The sequence below is a fragment of the Stenotrophomonas sp. YJH_SMC_16 genome, from assembly GCF_059367875.1.
Genome location: NZ_JCAFRH010000007.1, coordinates 61,044 through 76,818 on the forward strand (window position 1 = coordinate 61,044; position 15,775 = coordinate 76,818).

Consider the following 15,775-nt stretch of genomic DNA (forward strand, 5'->3'; position numbering starts at 1 on the left):
GGCAGGGAGGGCGCGGGGCGCCCCGGCTGCCGTGGTGTCCACGCTGGCGTTCCAACGTTGCCGGAACATTGCCTGGTCCACCGTGCGGCTTGCGCATTCATCTAGCGGCAGGTGGCATGAAGCGAGGCTGAAAGCGGCCTCGGCCGCTCAGCTGGCAGAAAGGGAAAAGGCCACGCGGACGTGGCCCTCCCTTCTCTCCCAAGGCGCTGCGGGCTTAGATGCCCATCGCCTTCTGTGCCTGCCGGGCCTGCTCCTGCTGGGCATCCTGCTGCTGGTGCAGCACGTTGGGCGCACCCTGCACGGCACCACTGCTGAGCGCAAGGCTCTGCTCGCTGGCGGCACGGGTATCCACCGCCACGCGGCTGGCGGCGGGGTCACCGATCGTGCCCTGCACGGCAAACAGGCGCTCACCGTTCGGGCTCGGCACCACCGTGTCGATGCGCTGCAGGCCGGCGGCATGCGCCTCCTTGGTCAGGGCCGCAGCGGCGCTTTCCAGCGCGTGGCGATCCTTGAAGGTGCCTGCCGGCATCAGTTCCAGACCCTTGCTGGCCTGGATGAACAATGGATTGCGCGGGTGCCGCTCGTCGTTCAGCAACGGCCGTTCGCGGGCGTCCTTGATCGCCTCCAGGGTCTTCGCCCCGACAATGCCGTCGGCCACCAGGCCGTTGTCTTTCTGCAGCTGGCGCACCGCCGCGTCGGTGTTGCGGCCGAAGCGGCCATCCTCGACCAGCGGCTTGCCGTCGGCACCGACGTAGCCGAGGTGGCCCAGCTGCTCCTGCACCCTGCGCACGCCCTCGCTGTGCGCACCCTGCTTGTACAGTTCGGCGTGCGGGGTGGCAGCGGCCTTGTGCTCGGCCGCAGGCTTGCCCTGTGTCTGCTCGTGCGACTGGGTGCGGTTTTCCAGCAGGTCGCGCGCCTTGGACAGCGGATCGGAGGCGTACAGCTTCCAGTTCGGGTGCTCCTTCACCTGCTTGAGGTAGTCCTCGACCGGCATGGTGTGCACGCCCTTGCTGCCGGTGGACTGGCTGATCAGCAGCTTGTCGGTGTTGGGGTCGCGCACCACCATCACAATGTGGTCGATGCCGTTCCAGTGCTCATGGCGGGTCTTGGCCGTATCCAGGCCGATGATCATGCCTTCCTTCAGCGCATCGGGCTTCAGGATCGCGTCGCGGTCCAGCAGCACGCCGGACTGGTCGAACGCCTTGCGCACGATGCCGCCGGAACCCAGGTTGCCCAGGTCGATGCGATCAGCCTTGCTGAACACCGCATGCCCGGCCTTCTGGTTGATCTCGTCCATGGTCCGGTTCTGCAGCGTGCCGACCCAACCGGAACAGTCGATGTAACCCTGCTCCACGTTCTTGCCGGTCTTGCCCGGCACGTACAGCGCGTGACCCGGGATGTTGATGGCGTACTTGACGTGGTCGTACTTCACGCCGGCCTCGTAGGCGGCCTGCAGTTCGATGCCCGGCTTCGGCGCGGCAGCGGCTGTTGCGGTTGCCGCCAACGTGGCAGCACCGGCCGCTACGGCTGCGCTGACCTGTGCGGGCGCTGCCGCGGTCTGGCCCTGGCCCTGCGCCACCGCCTGCGGTTCGATGTTCTTTTCCGGAATGCTGATCGCCGCGTACTTGTGGATGTAGTAGCTGGAGAACGTCCGCGCCAGGTCGCCATCGTTCATGCCGCGCATCTCGGCCAGGGTGTGGCCGGTCAGCGCCTTCGCGTCGGAACCGATCTGGTTCAGCACGTTGCGGCGCATGTTGATCTCTTCGCCGTGGCTGTTGCGCACCACGCCGAAGGTGCCGGTGGCAATGGCGGTCTGCACCGAGCCATAGCCGGCGCTGCCCTGCTGGTGGGCCAGGTACAGGTCCAGGCCGGTGGGCGTGTTGCCACCGGACAGGTACGGGTTGCCGGTGCGCTCGTTGCGGCGCGCCATCGAGTCCAGGTTGTCCTGGTACATCTGCGCGGCCGCCTCGGTGTTGCGGGTGGGGTCGAACTCGTGGCCGGTCAGGTGGTACTGGCGCGCGGAGCCGGGCACGAACTGGAACAGGCCCTTGGCGCCGGACGAGGTGTTGTGGGCGCGCTCGTTGAAGGTGCCGCCCGTCTCGATGTGCGCGAAGCGCATGAAGTCATCGACCGGAATGCCTTTCTGCCGGGCGACCTGCTCGACGATGTCCAGGACTTCCTTTCTGCTGTAGTCATGCTGTGCCATGACGTTTTCCTCGGGGTTGATGGAGCGGCGCATGCCGCGAATCGCCAACCGGACTCATCCGTGAGTCAAGAACATGTCGGTCAACAGGGAACCCGCGCGTGGCGGGTGCTATCAAGGCGCGACGTACTGCTGGGTCGCGCTGTCGAAGGTGTAGTGCACGGTGTCGCTGGCACCCAGGGCGCGGGTCTTGCCGGGGCCTTCGATGGTGGTGCCCTTGAAGGTCACGGTCAGGCGCGGCAGGCCGTTGCCCTCGGCAGCGAAGGCCAGTTCGCCATCGCTGCCGGTGCAGGGCATCACGTTGCCTTCGTCGCAGGCCGCGCTGTTGTCCTCACCGGTGCGCACCGAGCCGACATAGCGCCAGACCTTGCTGTCCACGTCGTCTTCGCTGCGCTTGGGGTTGAACAGCAGCAGCGCATAGCCGGTGCTGCTGATGCCGCGGTCGAAGCTGCGGGTCGGCACCGCCAGCAGCAGGCGGCCGTCGGCGGTGCGATGTTCAAGTGGCTTGCGCCGGGTATCGACATCGTCGGCCTTGTCGTACGCGCCCAGTGCGCCGATGGTCCATTCCTGGCCACGGAACTTCCATGGCTTCCTGGCGTCGGTGCCGGCCAGCACGAAGGTGGCCTCGGCGAGGTTGGCGCGGTCATCCGGACCGGCCGGCGTCTGCTCGCCCGGCTTGCCGTAGTGCTCGCGGGTATCCCAGGAGAAACCCGTGTAGAACGTGGTGCCATCGAGGGTGAAGGTGTGGCCGAACCAGAAGGTCGCCACGCTGCCGTTCTGGACCTCATAGGAGGTCGCGCCATCGCCGTCCACCTGGTAGGTGAAATACATGACGGTCGGCGCGTCGGGCGGGATGACGGCGGCATCGGGGGTGGGGGTCTGCATCGGGGCAACATCCTGTCGGGGCGCATTGGCAGCCTGCGCAGGAGCGCCGGGCTGGGAGGACGAGGGGGCCGGATCGGCGGCGCTGCAGGCGGCAGCGGAAAGAGAGACGAGCAGGCACGCCGCGAATGCGCGCAGGGGTCGCACCGGCAGGGTCCAACGTAGCTTGGGGGAATGATGCATGCGCCTCTCCATGGTCAGCGTTGCCGGGCCAGACGGCCGGCAGGAAACCGCACCCCATCCACCAGGGACGGGAGCGAGGACATGAGCCGGTCGATTCCTTCGACCTCGCATTGAGAACTCATGCCGGGCCATCTTGGCACAGATCGGCGGCGGGTCAAAGAGGGCGGTGGCAGATGCCCTTCTTTGTGATCTGGCTCTCAGATATTGCCGTCGCGCAGGTAATCGAACAGCTCGGCGTCGCCCTTCAGGCCCAGTTTGAGCATGGCGTCACCCTTCTGCCGGCTGATGGTGCTGACGCTCTTGTGCAGCTGCAGCGAGATTTCCTTCACGGTCATGCCGGTGCCCAGCAGCCGCAGCACCTCCACTTCGCGTGGCGACAGCGGCTTGCCGTCGCCCTCGCGCATGCGCCAGCTGCCGGCGGCCTCGACCCGCTCGCGCAGGCTTCGGCTGATGTAGGGCTGGCCCCGGTAGACCGACTGGATGGCCTGCGGCAGTTCGTCCATCGACGAACTCTTGTCGACCAGGCCGAGCACGCCGCTGTCGAGCACCATGCGCAGGATCGCCAGATTGTTGGAGACACTGAGCATCAGTACAGGCAGGTCGGGATGGCGCCGGCGGATCATGCCGATCATGGCGAAGCCGTCGGCCTGTGGGCTGCCGGGCATGGAGTAGTCGGTCACCAGCAGGTCGCAGGGCTGGCTGCCAAGCAGGGCCATCAGCGCCTGTGCACTGTCGGCTTCGCCGACCACGCGGCCAACCCCGCTCGATTCGATGACGGCGCGGGTACCGATACGGACCACCGGGTGGTCGTCTGCGATGATGATGCGCAAGCTCATGCTCTAGTATGACCACCGGGCAGGCCGGGCCGCGACCATCGCGGCTCCTGGCAGATTCTAGGAGATCGACGCCGATGCGTAGCTGGGCTGTTCGCGGGCTGGTCCTGCTGCTGGCCGTGCTGGCGTTGCCTGCGGCGCTGGCACAGGCGGTGCCTGGACCGTTGCCGCTCACCCCGCTGCAGCGCGAGTACGTTGCCGCGCATCCGAGCATCGTCGTGGGCCAGTATGACAGTGGCTGGCCGCCGTTCGAGTCCCTCCGTGATGGCCAGCAGGTCGGCCTCGGACCCGATTATCTGTCGCTTCTCGCCCGTCAGCTAGGCATGAAGGTCGAGGCGAGGCGCTATTCCGACTGGACATCCGTGCTGGACGCGGCATGTCGTGGTGAGATCGACGTGGTGATGAATGTCGGTCTCAGTGCCGACCTCACCCGCTGCATGGTCTATACCGCCGCTTATGGCGAGGCGCCGCTGGCCCTGGTGGGACGCCCGGATGACCTGCGTGCCTCCGACATCCCCGACCTGGATGGACTGCGGGTGGTGATCGAGCAGGACTTCCTGACCGGCCCGCAGGTGCGGGCGCGCTTCCCCCGGGCACGACAGCTTGTCGCAAACAGCTCGCTGGCGGCGCTGGAGATGGTCAGAGACGACAAGGCTGACGTTTACATCGGCAATGCGTACGTAGCCACCGAACTGATCGCCCGCGAGGACCTGCAGGGGGTCGTGCTGCTGCGCCCCAGCGATCTGCCGCCCGAACGGCTGCACTTCGGCATTCCCAACAGCAAGCAGCCGCTGGCCGAAGCGTTGGACCTGGCGCTGGCCGCGACCAGCCAGGCCCAGCGCGATGCGCTGGTGCAGCGCTGGCTGCCACCTCCGCGGTGGTCGGCATCGGCACAGCTGGCGCTGAGCCAGGCCGAGAAGCGGGTACTGGAGCAGCCGTTGAAGATCGGCTTCGCGCCGAACGCGGCGCCGCTGTCGTTCGCGGACCAGGATGGCAGACCCAGCGGCCTGGCCAGCGAATACCTGCGGCGTTTGCTGCAGGCCGGCGCCAACCTGCAGGTGGAAAACAGCCATGACTGGTACGAGGTGCGCGAGAAGGCACGCCGCGGCGAGCTGCAGGCGGTAATGGGCATTCCTGCCGATTCGCGCTACCTGGGCCCGGACTGGGTGTTCAGCCAGCCCTTCATCAGCGTGCCGAACGTGATCGTCAGCCAGCGTGACAGCCCGGCGCTGCTGGGCCTGTCCGACCTGCAGGGCAGGCGGGTGCTGCTGTCCGATCCGGAGCGTGTGCGTGGCTATGTGCTGCAGCAGGCACCGCAGGCCCGGATCATCGCGGCGCGCAGCGCGGAACAGGCCCTGCAGCGCCTGATCAATGGCGACGCCGATGCCTATGTAGGCAATCTGGCCGTGGTTGACCATCTGCTGCGCAGCCGCTTCCCGGGGCGCCTGCAGGTGGCCGCACCGGCTGGCTTCAACGATCAGCTGGTGCTGGCTGTCGAGCGCCGCCATGCCGCCCTGGCCACTACTTTCGACCGCCTGCTGCTGCAGATGACCCCACGCCAGCGCGAGGCCCTGCGCGGCGACTGGCTGGCCGTCGAATATCGCAACGGGCTCGACTGGACCCGCGTGGCGCGCTGGGGCGTGCCGCTGCTGCTGGTGCTGCTCACTGCGCTGCTGGTGCACGCCATCGGGCATTGGCGGCTGCGCCGCGAGGTGGCCGGGCGACGTCATCTGGAACAGCGCCTGGCCGAAGTCACCGACAACCTGCCCGCCGTGGTCTATCAGGCGCGCCGTGCGGCAGACGGAACCCTCAGCTTCCCGTTCATTGCCGGTGACCTGCAGGCGTTGTTCGGAATCAGCCGGCAGCAGGCCGAACAGGATGCAACGTGCCTGCTGGAGCGCATCGAGGAAGACGACCGCGAGCACATCCTGCATGCGGTCGAACAGGCGGCGCGCCAGTTCGCACCGCTCATTCTGGAATTCCGGCTGCGACCTGAAGGTGCCGGCGCGCGCTGGGTGCGCAGCCAGGCCCATCCCTATGCGGCCGAAGCAGGTGCGGTGACCTGGAGTGGTTACTGGGTGGATGTCAGCGAGGCGCGTGCGCAGGCCGAGGCCCTGACTGCGGCCAAGGCCGACGCTGAACAGGCCGCGGAAGCGAAGTCGCGTTTCCTGGCAACCATGAGCCATGAGATCCGCACGCCGATGAGTGGCGTGCTGGGCATGCTGGAGGTGCTGGCGCATTCGCCGCTGGATGCCGAGCAGCAGCGCATCCTGGGGGTGATCGAGGATTCGGCGCAGATGCTACGGCAGATCCTCGACGACATCCTCGATTACTCGCGGCTGGAGGCCGGCGCGCTGCGCCTGGAACCGGTGCCGCAGCCGCTGCGGCCATTGCTGGAAAGCGTGTGCCGGTTGTTGTCGGCGCAGGCCAGTGCGCGTGAGCTGGACCTGCACGTGCAGATCGACCCGCAGCTGGCGGCCGCGCACGAAGTGGATGGTGTGCGCCTGCGTCAGATCGTGTTCAACCTGCTCAGCAACGCCATCAAGTTCACCGTGCGCGGCGAAGTGCGGCTGCAGCTGGAAGTGCTGGGGCCGACCGCCGAGGACGGCAGCCAGCCGCTGTGCCTGAGCGTCACCGACACCGGCATCGGCATCGCACCGGAAAAGCTGCAGCACCTGTTTGCGCCGTTCACCCAGGCCGGTGCGTATATCCAGCGCGACCATGGTGGTACCGGCCTGGGCCTGAGCATCTGCCAGCGCCTGGTGCAGATGATGGATGGCGAGCTGGAGCTGCACAGCACGCTGGGTGAGGGCACCCGCGCCGAGGTGCGGCTGTCGCTGGTGGAAGCCAGCAGTGGTGATGTTGAAGCGTTGGTCGCTGAGCAGGAACAAGCGGCGCTGCTGCCGCCGGCGCTGCGCGAGGCACGCGTGCTGGTGATCGAAGATCATCCGACCAACCAGGCGATGATGGCCTGGCGCCTGCAGCAACTGGGCGTGCCGCATGTGCTGGTCGGCGATGGCCAGCAGGGGCTGGATCGGTTGGCGTCGGAGTCGTTCGATCTGGTCATCACCGATTGCCGGATGCCGGTGCTGGATGGCTTCGCATTCACCCGCCTGCTGCGCGAACGCGAGGGCCGCAACGGCCAGCCGCGGCTGACCGTACTGGCGCTGACCGCCAGTGTGCTGGACGACGATGCGCGTCGTTGCCGCGAGGCCGGCATGGACGAAGTGCTGGCCAAGCCGTTGTCACTGGCCACGCTGCGTACCGCGCTGCTGCGCTGGTTGCCGCAGGCGCAGGGACAGTCGTTTGAGGAGCTGGCCGAGTCCGTTGCCGACGATGGTGGGACGCTGCCCGATCTGGACAGCCTGCAGCGGCGCTTCGGCTCGCGCGCGGTGGCCGAGCAGCTGCGCGACAGCCTGTTGCAGGCCAGCGAAGGTGATCTGGCGGGCGTACGGCGCGCCGTGCAGGCCGGTGACCGCATGTCTGCCGCACTGCACCTGCATCGCCAGGCCGGTGGATTGGGTGCGGTGGGGGCGACGGTGCTGGCCGGGCAGGCCAATGCCCTGGTCGAGCGCCTGCAGGACGCAGCCGAGACCGATCCGGAGCCGTTGTTCGAGGCGGTGGCGGGGTTCGTCGCGCGGCTGCAGCAGCAACTGCAGCGCCTGGCTCACTGAGCCGGCTGCTGCTGCAGGTAGGCGATCACCAGCGCGCGGCGTTCGGCGCTGGGGAAAGCGTTGTACATGCGCGTGCCGGGCACCACGTGGGTGGGCGACTGCAGGAACGCATCCAGGGTCTGCGCGGTCCAGGTGATGTCGGCGCGGCGCATGCCCTCGGAGTAGCCGTAGTCGGGCAGGCTGCCGGCGCGACGACCGATCACGCCGTGCAGGTTCGGCCCGAAGCGGTGGATGCCGCCGGGCTGTACGGTGTGGCAGCCGGCACACAGTTCAAACGCGCGCTGCATGGCCTGCTGGTGCGCCTGTTCCGGCGTGGCCGGAGCCGCAGGCGGGCGCTGGCAGGCCGTGGCCGCCAGGGCCACGACAACGGTGATGGGCAGGCAGAAAGCGCGCATGGGCGGGCAGGATAGCGACGCTGCGGGGCAGGCGGGCTGCGACACGCCGTCGCAGCCCGGAGCAATCACATGCCCGAATAGTTCGGGCCGCCGCCGCCCTGCGGGGTCACCCAGACGATGTTCTGGGTGGGGTCCTTGATGTCGCAGGTCTTGCAGTGCACGCAGTTCTGCGCGTTGATCTGCAGCCGCGCGCTGTCGGCTTCGCCGACGAACTCGTACACGCCGGCCGGGCAGTAGCGCGCTTCCGGACCGGCGTATTCGGCCAGGTTCACCTTCACCGGAATGCTCGGATCCTTCAGCGTCAGGTGGCTGGGCTGGTTCTCGTCGTGGTTGGTGCTGCTCAGGAACACCGAGCTGAGACGATCGAAGGTCAGCACGCCATCGGGCTTGGGGTAGGCGATGCGGGTGTGCTTGGACGCCGGTTCCAGGCAGACATGATCCGGCTGGGTGCGGTGCAGCGTCCACGGCGGATTGCGCACGCCCAGCTTGGGCAGCAGCCACTGCTCCACGCCGGTCATCAGCGTGGCCACGGTCTGGCCCTTCTTGAACCACTGCTTGAAGTTCTTGGCCTGCTGCAGTTCGGTGAACAGCCAGCTGGCTTCGAATGCCTTCGGGTAGGCGCTCAGTTCATCGTGCTGGCGGTCGGCGGCCAGCGCGTCGAACGCGGCGTCGGCGCACAGCATGCCGGTCTTGATCGCCGCGTGGCTGCCCTTGATGCGGCTGGCGTTGAGGTAGCCGGCCTCGCAGCCGACCAGTGCGCCACCCGGGAACACCGTCTTGGGCAGCGACAGCAGGCCACCGGCGGTGATCGCACGCGCGCCGTAACCGATGCGGGTGCCACCCTCCAGGTGCTTGCGGATGGACGGATGTGTCTTGAAGCGCTGGAATTCCTCGAACGGGCTCAGCCACGGATTCTTGTAGTCCAGGCCGACCACGTAGCCGATGGCGACCTTGCCGCCGTCGGCGTGGTACAGGAACGCACCGCCGTAGGTATCGCTGTCCAGCGGCCAGCCGGCGGCATGCACCACCAGGCCCGGCTCATGCTTGGCCGGGTCGATCTGCCACAGTTCCTTGATGCCGATGCCGTAGGCCTGCGGGTCCTTGCCTTCGTCCAGCGTGTAGCGGGCGATCAGCTGGCGGCCGAGGTGGCCGCGCGCGCCTTCGGCGAAGATCGTGTACTTCGCCTGCAGCGCCATGCCGCGTTCGAACGCCGGGCCGATGCTGCCGTCCTTCTCGATGCCCATGTCGCCGGTCGCCACGCCGATCACCTCACCGTTGTCGCCATACAGCACTTCGGCGGCGGCGAAGCCGGGGAAGATGGCCACTTCCAGCGCCTCGGCCTGCTGTGCCAGCCAACGGGTCACTTCACCCAGGCTGATGATGTAGTTGCCTTCGTTGTGGAAGCACTCCGGCAGCAGCGCGTTGGGCGTGCTGCGTGCGCCGGTTTCGCTGAGGAACAGGAATTCGTCGCGGGTGACCTTCTGCTTCAGCGGTGCGCCGCGCTCGGCCCAGTCCGGGAACAGTTCGGTCAGCGCGCGCGGGTCCATCACCGCACCGGACAGCACGTGGGCGCCTGGTTCGGAGCCCTTTTCCAGCACGCACACCGACAGCTCGCGGCCGGCTTCGATCGCGCGCTGGCGCAGGCGGATCGCGGTGGCCAGGCCGGCGGGGCCGGCGCCGACGATCACCACGTCGAACTCCATTACTTCACGCGGGGGCAGGGCGTTGGCTTCAGCGCTCATCGATTGCATGACTCGTGGGTAGGGCCGGCATCGGGGCCACCGGCGGTGCCTGGGAATCGCGCGTGCGGCCACGGGCGAAACGGTTGTTTGAATGTGTCAGGGTACCGGGACGCGCGTGATCGAGCTAGATAGACGCCGTTCACCGCACGATTGCTGCAGCGCAGCGTAGTGCCTCAGCCCTGGTGGGGGCTAACCCTGGTCGGCACGCGCTGCCCGGATGACCGACAATGGCCGGGTCCTGACTGCGTGTGAGTGCCATGGCTTTGCATCCGTACGATCTGTTCGATGTCCGTTCCCTGCTCAAAGAGGAAGAGCGTGCGGTGCAGGAGAGTGTCGCCCGCTTCACCAACGAGCGCGTGCTGCCGATCATCGGCGATGCCTTCGACCAGGCCCGTTTTCCGTCTGAACTGGTGCCGGAGATCGCGTCACTGGGCCTGCTGGGTGCAACGCTGCCGGCCGAGTACGGCGGCGGTGGCCTCGGCGCGGTCAGCTACGGCCTGATCTGCCAGGAGCTGGAGCGCGGCGATTCGGGCCTGCGCAGCTTCGTCTCGGTGCAAAGCTCGCTGTGCATGTACCCGATCTACGCCTATGGCAGCGAGGAACAGCGCCAGCAGTGGCTGCCGGCGATGGCGCGCGGCGAGCTGATCGGCTGCTTCGGCCTGACCGAGGCGCATGGGGGTTCCGACCCGGCCAGCATGAAGACCCGCGCCGTGCGCGACGGCAGTGACTGGCGCATCAGCGGCAGCAAGATGTGGATCACCAGCGGCCCGGTGGCCGATCTGGCCATCGTCTGGGCGCAGACCGAGGACGGTATCCAGGGCTTCGTGCTGGAGAAGGGCATGGCCGGCTTCACCACGCAGGAAATCAAGCACAAGATGAGCCTGCGCGCGTCGCTGACCGGTGCGCTGTTCTTCGACGACGTGCGCGTGCCCGACAGTCACCGCCTGCCGAACGTGAAGGGCCTGAAGGGACCGCTGGGTTGCCTGACCCAGGCCCGCTACGGCATCAGCTGGGGGCCGATCGGTGCGGCGATTGCCTGCCTGGATGAAGCGCTGGGCTATGCCAAGGAGCGCGTGTTGTTCGGTCGTCCACTGGCGGCCACGCAGAGCGCGCAGATCAAGCTGGCCGAGATGGCCCGCCGCATCACCACCGCGCAGCTGCTGGCGCTGCAGCTGGGCCGCCTGAAGGAAGCCGGTCAGTTGCAGCCGCAGCAGGTCAGCCTGGCCAAGTGGAACAACTGCCGCATGGCCATCGACATCGCCCGCGAGTGTCGCGATCTGCTGGGCGGAGCGGGCATCACCACCGAGCATGTGGCGATCCGGCATGCGTTGAACCTGGAATCGGTGATCACCTATGAAGGCACCGAGACCGTGCACCAGCTGGTGATCGGGCGCGAACTGACCGGCATCAACGCGTTTTGACGCTATCCGGTTTCCGGACGCGATACGGGGGAGCCGAGCGCGGGCTCGGCTCTACAGGAGCGTACGTGTAGAGCCGAGCCCATGCTCGGCTGGTTTCTTTCACGCGCCGCCGGCAAACCCGTGCTGGCGCCAGGCCTCGTACATCACCACGGCAACGGTGTTGGACAGGTTGAGGCTGCGGTTGTCCGGCCGCATCGGCAGGCGCAGGCGGCGGCCATCGGGCAGGGCATCGAGCACGTCCTGCGGCAGGCCGCGGCTTTCGGGGCCGAACAGGAATGCATCACCGTCTTCAAAGGCCACGCTGTCATAGCGGACGCTGGCACGCGTACTCAGGGCGAACAACCGCTTTGGTGCGATCCGCGCCAGCGCGGTGTCCAGGTCGGGGTGCACCTGCAGGCGTGAATACTCGTGGTAGTCCAGCCCGGCGCGCTTGAGCTGCTTGTCTTCCAGTGCGAAGCCGAGCGGCTCGACCAGGTGCAGCTGCGCGCCGGTGTTGGCACAGAGCCGGATCACATTGCCCGTGTTGGGCGGGATTTCCGGTTGGAACAGGATCACGTGGAACTGGGGCGCGGCATTCATCGGCGCAGTGTACCTGCGACGGCGGCCGCCTTTACGGCGCACGCCCTGCGCTGGGCAGGGCGGCACCGCTTACGGGCGCAGCAGGACCTGGGCGGTTTCGGTGGCCAGGGCCTGCAGGTCGGCGGCGCTCGGACGCACCTGCAGAGCCGGCAGGTTGACGATGACCGAGTGGGCAACGTTGGTGGCGGCGGCAGCCAGGGTGGCGGCGTAGCGCTGGGCTTCCAGTTCGGCGGCCAGGGCGACGCGCTGTTCCAGGCTCGGGCGCACTTCCACCGAGGCCAGGGTGGTGATCGGCATCGCGGCCGCAACCGGGGCGGCGACGTAGCCGCTGCGCTCGGCCAGCTGGTCGGCGCTCGGGCGCACTTCCACGGTGGCCAGGGTCGGGATGCCGCTGGCCTGTTCCCAGGCCTGCTGGGCCAGCTGGTCGGCGGCCGGGCGGACCTGCACGGTGGACAGCGTCTTGATGGATTCGGAGGCCTGCACCGACGAAACAACCGCGGTGCCGGCGATCAGGGCGATGGCGATGGCAATGGTCTTGGCGTTCATGACGGGGCCTGTTTAGTGTTGGTGATCAGTGGTGTGGTAGTAAGGTAGTACACCGATTCTGGGCATGCAAGGAGAATTTTCGATTTCCTGCATTTGTTCAGTCTTCAGTCAGCTTTCGTCTGAAGCCTTTCCTGGCGCAGGAAGTACCAAGCAATCCCCGTGCCAACTTTTAGTTGTTGATTTACAAGGGTTTTTTTGCGACGGAAAGTGTCCGGTGGGCGGACACCTGTCCATTCGATGCGCCGCGGACACTGTCCGGACGTTCCTGGCGGGCGCCTGTGACGGGTCAGGCAGGGCAGATCGGCACCGCGGATGGGGCACAGGGGCAAAACACCCCCAGTGACTGCTGGCCGATTCCTGCCGCTGCGTGCGCAGGCTAGGATCGGGGTTCACCTATGTGACCAAGGATCCGGATATGTCTCTCGCCCTTCGCCCGCGCGCTGCACTGCTGGCCGTCGCCCTCAGCACCGCCCTGGGCACGCTTGTGCCTTCCCATGCGCTGGCGGCTAAGCCGGCCGCACCGGCGAAGGTCGATATCCCGTATGAGCAGTTCACCCTGCCCAACGGCCTGCGCGTGATCGTGCATACCGATCGCAAGGCGCCGATCGTCGCGGTCAATGTCTGGTACCACGTGGGCAGCAAGGACGAGCCGGCGGGCCGTACCGGCTTCGCGCACCTGTTTGAACACCTGATGTTCCAGGGCAGCGAAAACCACGACGGCGAATTCTTCGAACCGTTCAAGCAGGTCGGTGCCACCAACCAGAACGGCACCACCAATACCGACCGCACCAACTACTTCGAGAACGTGCCCACCACCGCGCTGGACATGGCGCTGTGGATGGAATCGGACCGCATGGGCCATCTGGTCGGTGCGATCGACCAGGCGGCGCTGGACGAGCAGCGTGGCGTGGTGCAGAACGAGAAGCGCCAGGGCGAGAACCAGCCCTACGGCCAGGCCTGGGACCAGCTCAACAAGGCGCTGTACCCGGTTGGCCACCCGTACCACCACGGCGTGATCGGTTCGATGAACGATCTGAACGCGGCGTCGCTGGATGACGTGAAGACCTGGTTCCGCACCTGGTACGGCCCGAACAACGCGGTGCTGGTGCTGGCCGGCGACATCGACCTGGCCACCGCCAAGGAAAAGGTCGGCAAGTACTTCGGCGCCATCCCGGCCGGCCCGACCATGGCGCAGCCGGCAGTGAACGTGGCCAAGCGCAGCGCCGACACGCGCGAGACGATGACGGACAAGGTGCCGCAGGCGCGCATCTACCGCGCCTGGAACGTGCCGCAGGTCGGCACCACCGAGGTCGATCAGCTGCAGTTGTTCGCGCAGGTCCTGGGCGGTGCCAAGTCCTCGCGCCTGAGCCAGCGCCTGCAGCACCAGGACAAGCTGGTGGACAGCATCGCGTCGGGCCTGTCGACGTCGCAGCTGGGTTCGAACTTCGTGATCATGGCGACGGTCAAGCAGGGCCAGGACCCGGCCAAGGTCGAGAAGATCATCGACGAGGAACTGGACCGCCTGATCAAGCAGGGCCCGACCGCGGCCGAGCTGGAGCGCGCCAAGACCGGTGCCCGCGCCGGTTTCATCCGCGGCATCGAGCGCATTGGTGGCTTCGGCGGCAAGGCCGACGCACTGGCCGAGTGCGCGGTGTTCACCGGCGACCCGGGCTGCTTCCGCACCTCGCTGGCCAACATCGAGAAGGCCAGTGCTGCTGATCTGAGCCGGCTGGGCGCGCAGTGGCTGGACAAGGGCAGCCACACCCTGGTGATCGCACCGGGTGAGCGCGTGGCGCTGAAGGAAGAGCCGAGCCAGGCGCCGAAGCCGTTCAACGTGCCGGCGGTGGACCCCAAGTACAGCACCCTGCCCGAGCAGGTCGACCGCAAGGCCGGCGTGCCGCAGACCCGCGAGTTCCCGCAGCTGAAGTTCCCGGCGCTGCAGCGCGCCACGCTGAAGAACGGCACCCAGGTGATCCTGGCCGAGCGCCACGAGATTCCGGTGGTGCAGTTCAGCTACCAGTTCCCGGGCGGCTTCAGCGCCGACCAGGGCCGCAAGCCGGGCACCGCCAACTTCACCATGAGCCTGATGACCGAAGGCGCCGGCAAGCTCGGCTCGCTGGCCTTCGCCGATGCCGCCGACGCGCTGGGTGCCAGCCTGGATGCCTCGGCCGGCCTGGACTCGATGAGCGTGGACCTGTCGGCGCTGAAGGAAAACCTAGCACCGTCGCTGGCGCTGTACCGCGACCTGCTGCGTGAGCCGCGCTTCGAGCAGGGCGAGATCGACCGGGTCAAGGCGAGCTGGATCGCCGGCATCCAGCAGGAGAAGGTCAACCCGGGTGCGGTGGCGATGCGCGTGCTGCCGCCGCTGCTGTACGGGAAGGGCCACCCGTACGCCATTCCGTTCACCGGCAGCGGTGACGAAGCGGCGATCAATGGCCTGACCCGCGAAGACCTGGTCGACTTCCACCACGACTGGCTGCGCCCGCAGAACGGCACCCTGATCGTGGTCGGTGACACCACCCTGGCCGAGATCGTGCCGCTGCTGGACAAGCAGCTGGGCGACTGGAAGGCCAGTGGCGACGCCCCGCAGGTGAAGGCGGCCACCGACGTAGCGCTGCCGAAGGGCCCGCGCGTGTTCCTGATCGACCAGCCGGGCGCGGTGCAGGCCAACCTGTTCGCCGGCCAGGTGGTGGCGCCTTCGAGCGCTGCCAGCTCGACCCGCTTCGACATCGCCAACGGCGTCATCGGCGGTGACTTCACCTCGCGCCTGAACATGAACCTGCGTGAAGACAAGCACTGGTCGTACGGTGCACGCAGCAGCGCGGTCAACTCGGTGGGCCAGCGTCCGTGGATGGCCAGCGCGCCGGTGCAGATCGACAAGACCGGTCCGGCGATGGCGGAAATGCGCAAGGAAATCGCCGCGTTCGCCGATGGCAGCAAGCCGGCCACCGCCGACGAGGTGAACCGCATCCGCAACATCCAGACGCTGAGCCTGCCCGGTGCCTACGAGACCGCCAGCGCGGTGGCGTCGACCATCGGTTCGATCGTGCAGTTCAAGCGCCCGGACGACTACGTGCTGCGCCGCAAGGCCGAGATCGAGGCGATGACCCCGGCGCAGGTGCAGCAGGCCGCTGCCGAGATCAAGCCGCAGGCCCTGACCTGGGTGGTGGTGGGTGACCTCAAGCAGACCGAAGCGGCCGTGCGTGCGCTGAACCTGGGCGAGGTGACGGTGATCGATGCCGAAGGCAACCCGGTCAAGAAATAAGGGATGTGCCTGCCCGCCATGGCGGGCAGGCCTCTCGTGGTAGCGCCGGGCC

Annotated in this window: 10 protein-coding genes; 3 read left to right on the plus strand and 7 right to left on the minus strand. The window is 67.5% G+C overall.

Going from position 1 to position 15,775, the window contains the following annotated elements:
* Positions 1-214: 214 nt before the first annotated feature.
* From AC5P6E_RS15990 to AC5P6E_RS16000, 3 genes are all read right to left on the minus strand, one after another.
* The gene (locus AC5P6E_RS15990; protein WP_029380126.1) at positions 215-2,206 is read right to left on the minus strand and encodes a peptidoglycan-binding protein; all 1,992 of its coding nucleotides are present in this window, start codon (positions 2,204-2,206) and stop codon (positions 215-217) included.
* A 111-nt stretch (positions 2,207-2,317) separates the two neighbouring features.
* The gene (locus AC5P6E_RS15995) at positions 2,318-3,088 is read right to left on the minus strand and encodes a hypothetical protein (RefSeq protein WP_019338383.1); all 771 of its coding nucleotides are present in this window, start codon (positions 3,086-3,088) and stop codon (positions 2,318-2,320) included.
* A gap of 377 nt (positions 3,089-3,465) precedes the next feature.
* Entirely contained in the window at positions 3,466-4,104 is a 639-nt protein-coding gene (locus tag AC5P6E_RS16000; protein ID WP_010487129.1) for a response regulator, read from the minus strand.
* Between the two features lie 74 nt (positions 4,105-4,178).
* Here AC5P6E_RS16000 and AC5P6E_RS16005 point away from each other — a divergent pair, with 74 nt between their 5' ends.
* Complete coding sequence (locus tag AC5P6E_RS16005) at positions 4,179-7,775, plus strand: ATP-binding protein (protein ID WP_010487128.1); 3,597 nt, start codon at positions 4,179-4,181, stop codon at positions 7,773-7,775.
* Here the strand turns inward: AC5P6E_RS16005 and AC5P6E_RS16010 are convergent.
* Entirely contained in the window at positions 7,769-8,170 is a 402-nt protein-coding gene (locus AC5P6E_RS16010) for a c-type cytochrome (RefSeq protein WP_019338385.1), read from the minus strand. The two genes, AC5P6E_RS16005 and AC5P6E_RS16010, sit on opposite strands and share 7 nt — an antisense overlap.
* Positions 8,171-8,235: 65 nt before the next feature.
* A complete protein-coding gene (locus AC5P6E_RS16015) occupies positions 8,236-9,912 on the minus strand; it encodes an electron transfer flavoprotein-ubiquinone oxidoreductase (protein ID WP_019338386.1) in 1,677 nt (558 codons plus the stop codon).
* Between the two features lie 257 nt (positions 9,913-10,169).
* Between AC5P6E_RS16015 and AC5P6E_RS16020 the strand changes: the two genes are divergently transcribed.
* Positions 10,170-11,333, plus strand: coding sequence for an acyl-CoA dehydrogenase family protein (locus tag AC5P6E_RS16020; protein ID WP_329835091.1), 1,164 nt, complete (start codon positions 10,170-10,172; stop codon positions 11,331-11,333).
* A gap of 99 nt (positions 11,334-11,432) precedes the next feature.
* On the opposite strand, the gene AC5P6E_RS16025 is transcribed toward AC5P6E_RS16020, so the two are convergent.
* Positions 11,433-11,912 (minus strand): tRNA (cytidine(34)-2'-O)-methyltransferase, encoded by a 480-nt coding sequence (locus AC5P6E_RS16025; RefSeq protein WP_005407625.1) that lies wholly within the window; start codon positions 11,910-11,912, stop codon positions 11,433-11,435.
* Positions 11,913-11,981: 69 nt separating this feature from the next.
* Positions 11,982-12,458: an XAC0231 family protein gene (locus tag AC5P6E_RS16030; protein WP_010487121.1), complete on the minus strand. Its 477-nt coding sequence runs from the start codon at positions 12,456-12,458 to the stop codon at positions 11,982-11,984.
* A 415-nt stretch (positions 12,459-12,873) separates the two neighbouring features.
* Here AC5P6E_RS16030 and AC5P6E_RS16035 point away from each other — a divergent pair, with 415 nt between their 5' ends.
* Positions 12,874-15,723 (plus strand): M16 family metallopeptidase, encoded by a 2,850-nt coding sequence (locus tag AC5P6E_RS16035; RefSeq protein WP_019338388.1) that lies wholly within the window; start codon positions 12,874-12,876, stop codon positions 15,721-15,723.
* Positions 15,724-15,775: the final 52 nt, after the last annotated feature.

Bases quoted from the DNA above. Each gene is read 5' to 3' on its own strand.
- AC5P6E_RS15990 (WP_029380126.1), bottom strand. From the start codon at position 2,206: ATGGCACAGCATGACTACAGCAGAAAGGAAGTCCTGGACATCGTCGAG.
- AC5P6E_RS16000 (WP_010487129.1), bottom strand. From the start codon at position 4,104: ATGAGCTTGCGCATCATCATCGCAGACGACCACCCGGTGGTCCGTATC.
- AC5P6E_RS15995 (WP_019338383.1), bottom strand. From the start codon at position 3,088: ATGCAGACCCCCACCCCCGATGCCGCCGTCATCCCGCCCGACGCGCCG.
- AC5P6E_RS16020 (WP_329835091.1), top strand. From the start codon at position 10,170: ATGGCTTTGCATCCGTACGATCTGTTCGATGTCCGTTCCCTGCTCAAA.
- AC5P6E_RS16030 (WP_010487121.1), bottom strand. From the start codon at position 12,458: ATGAACGCCAAGACCATTGCCATCGCCATCGCCCTGATCGCCGGCACC.
- AC5P6E_RS16035 (WP_019338388.1), top strand. From the start codon at position 12,874: ATGTCTCTCGCCCTTCGCCCGCGCGCTGCACTGCTGGCCGTCGCCCTC.
- AC5P6E_RS16025 (WP_005407625.1), bottom strand. From the start codon at position 11,912: ATGAATGCCGCGCCCCAGTTCCACGTGATCCTGTTCCAACCGGAAATC.
- AC5P6E_RS16010 (WP_019338385.1), bottom strand. From the start codon at position 8,170: ATGCGCGCTTTCTGCCTGCCCATCACCGTTGTCGTGGCCCTGGCGGCC.
- AC5P6E_RS16005 (WP_010487128.1), top strand. From the start codon at position 4,179: ATGCGTAGCTGGGCTGTTCGCGGGCTGGTCCTGCTGCTGGCCGTGCTG.
- AC5P6E_RS16015 (WP_019338386.1), bottom strand. From the start codon at position 9,912: ATGAGCGCTGAAGCCAACGCCCTGCCCCCGCGTGAAGTAATGGAGTTC.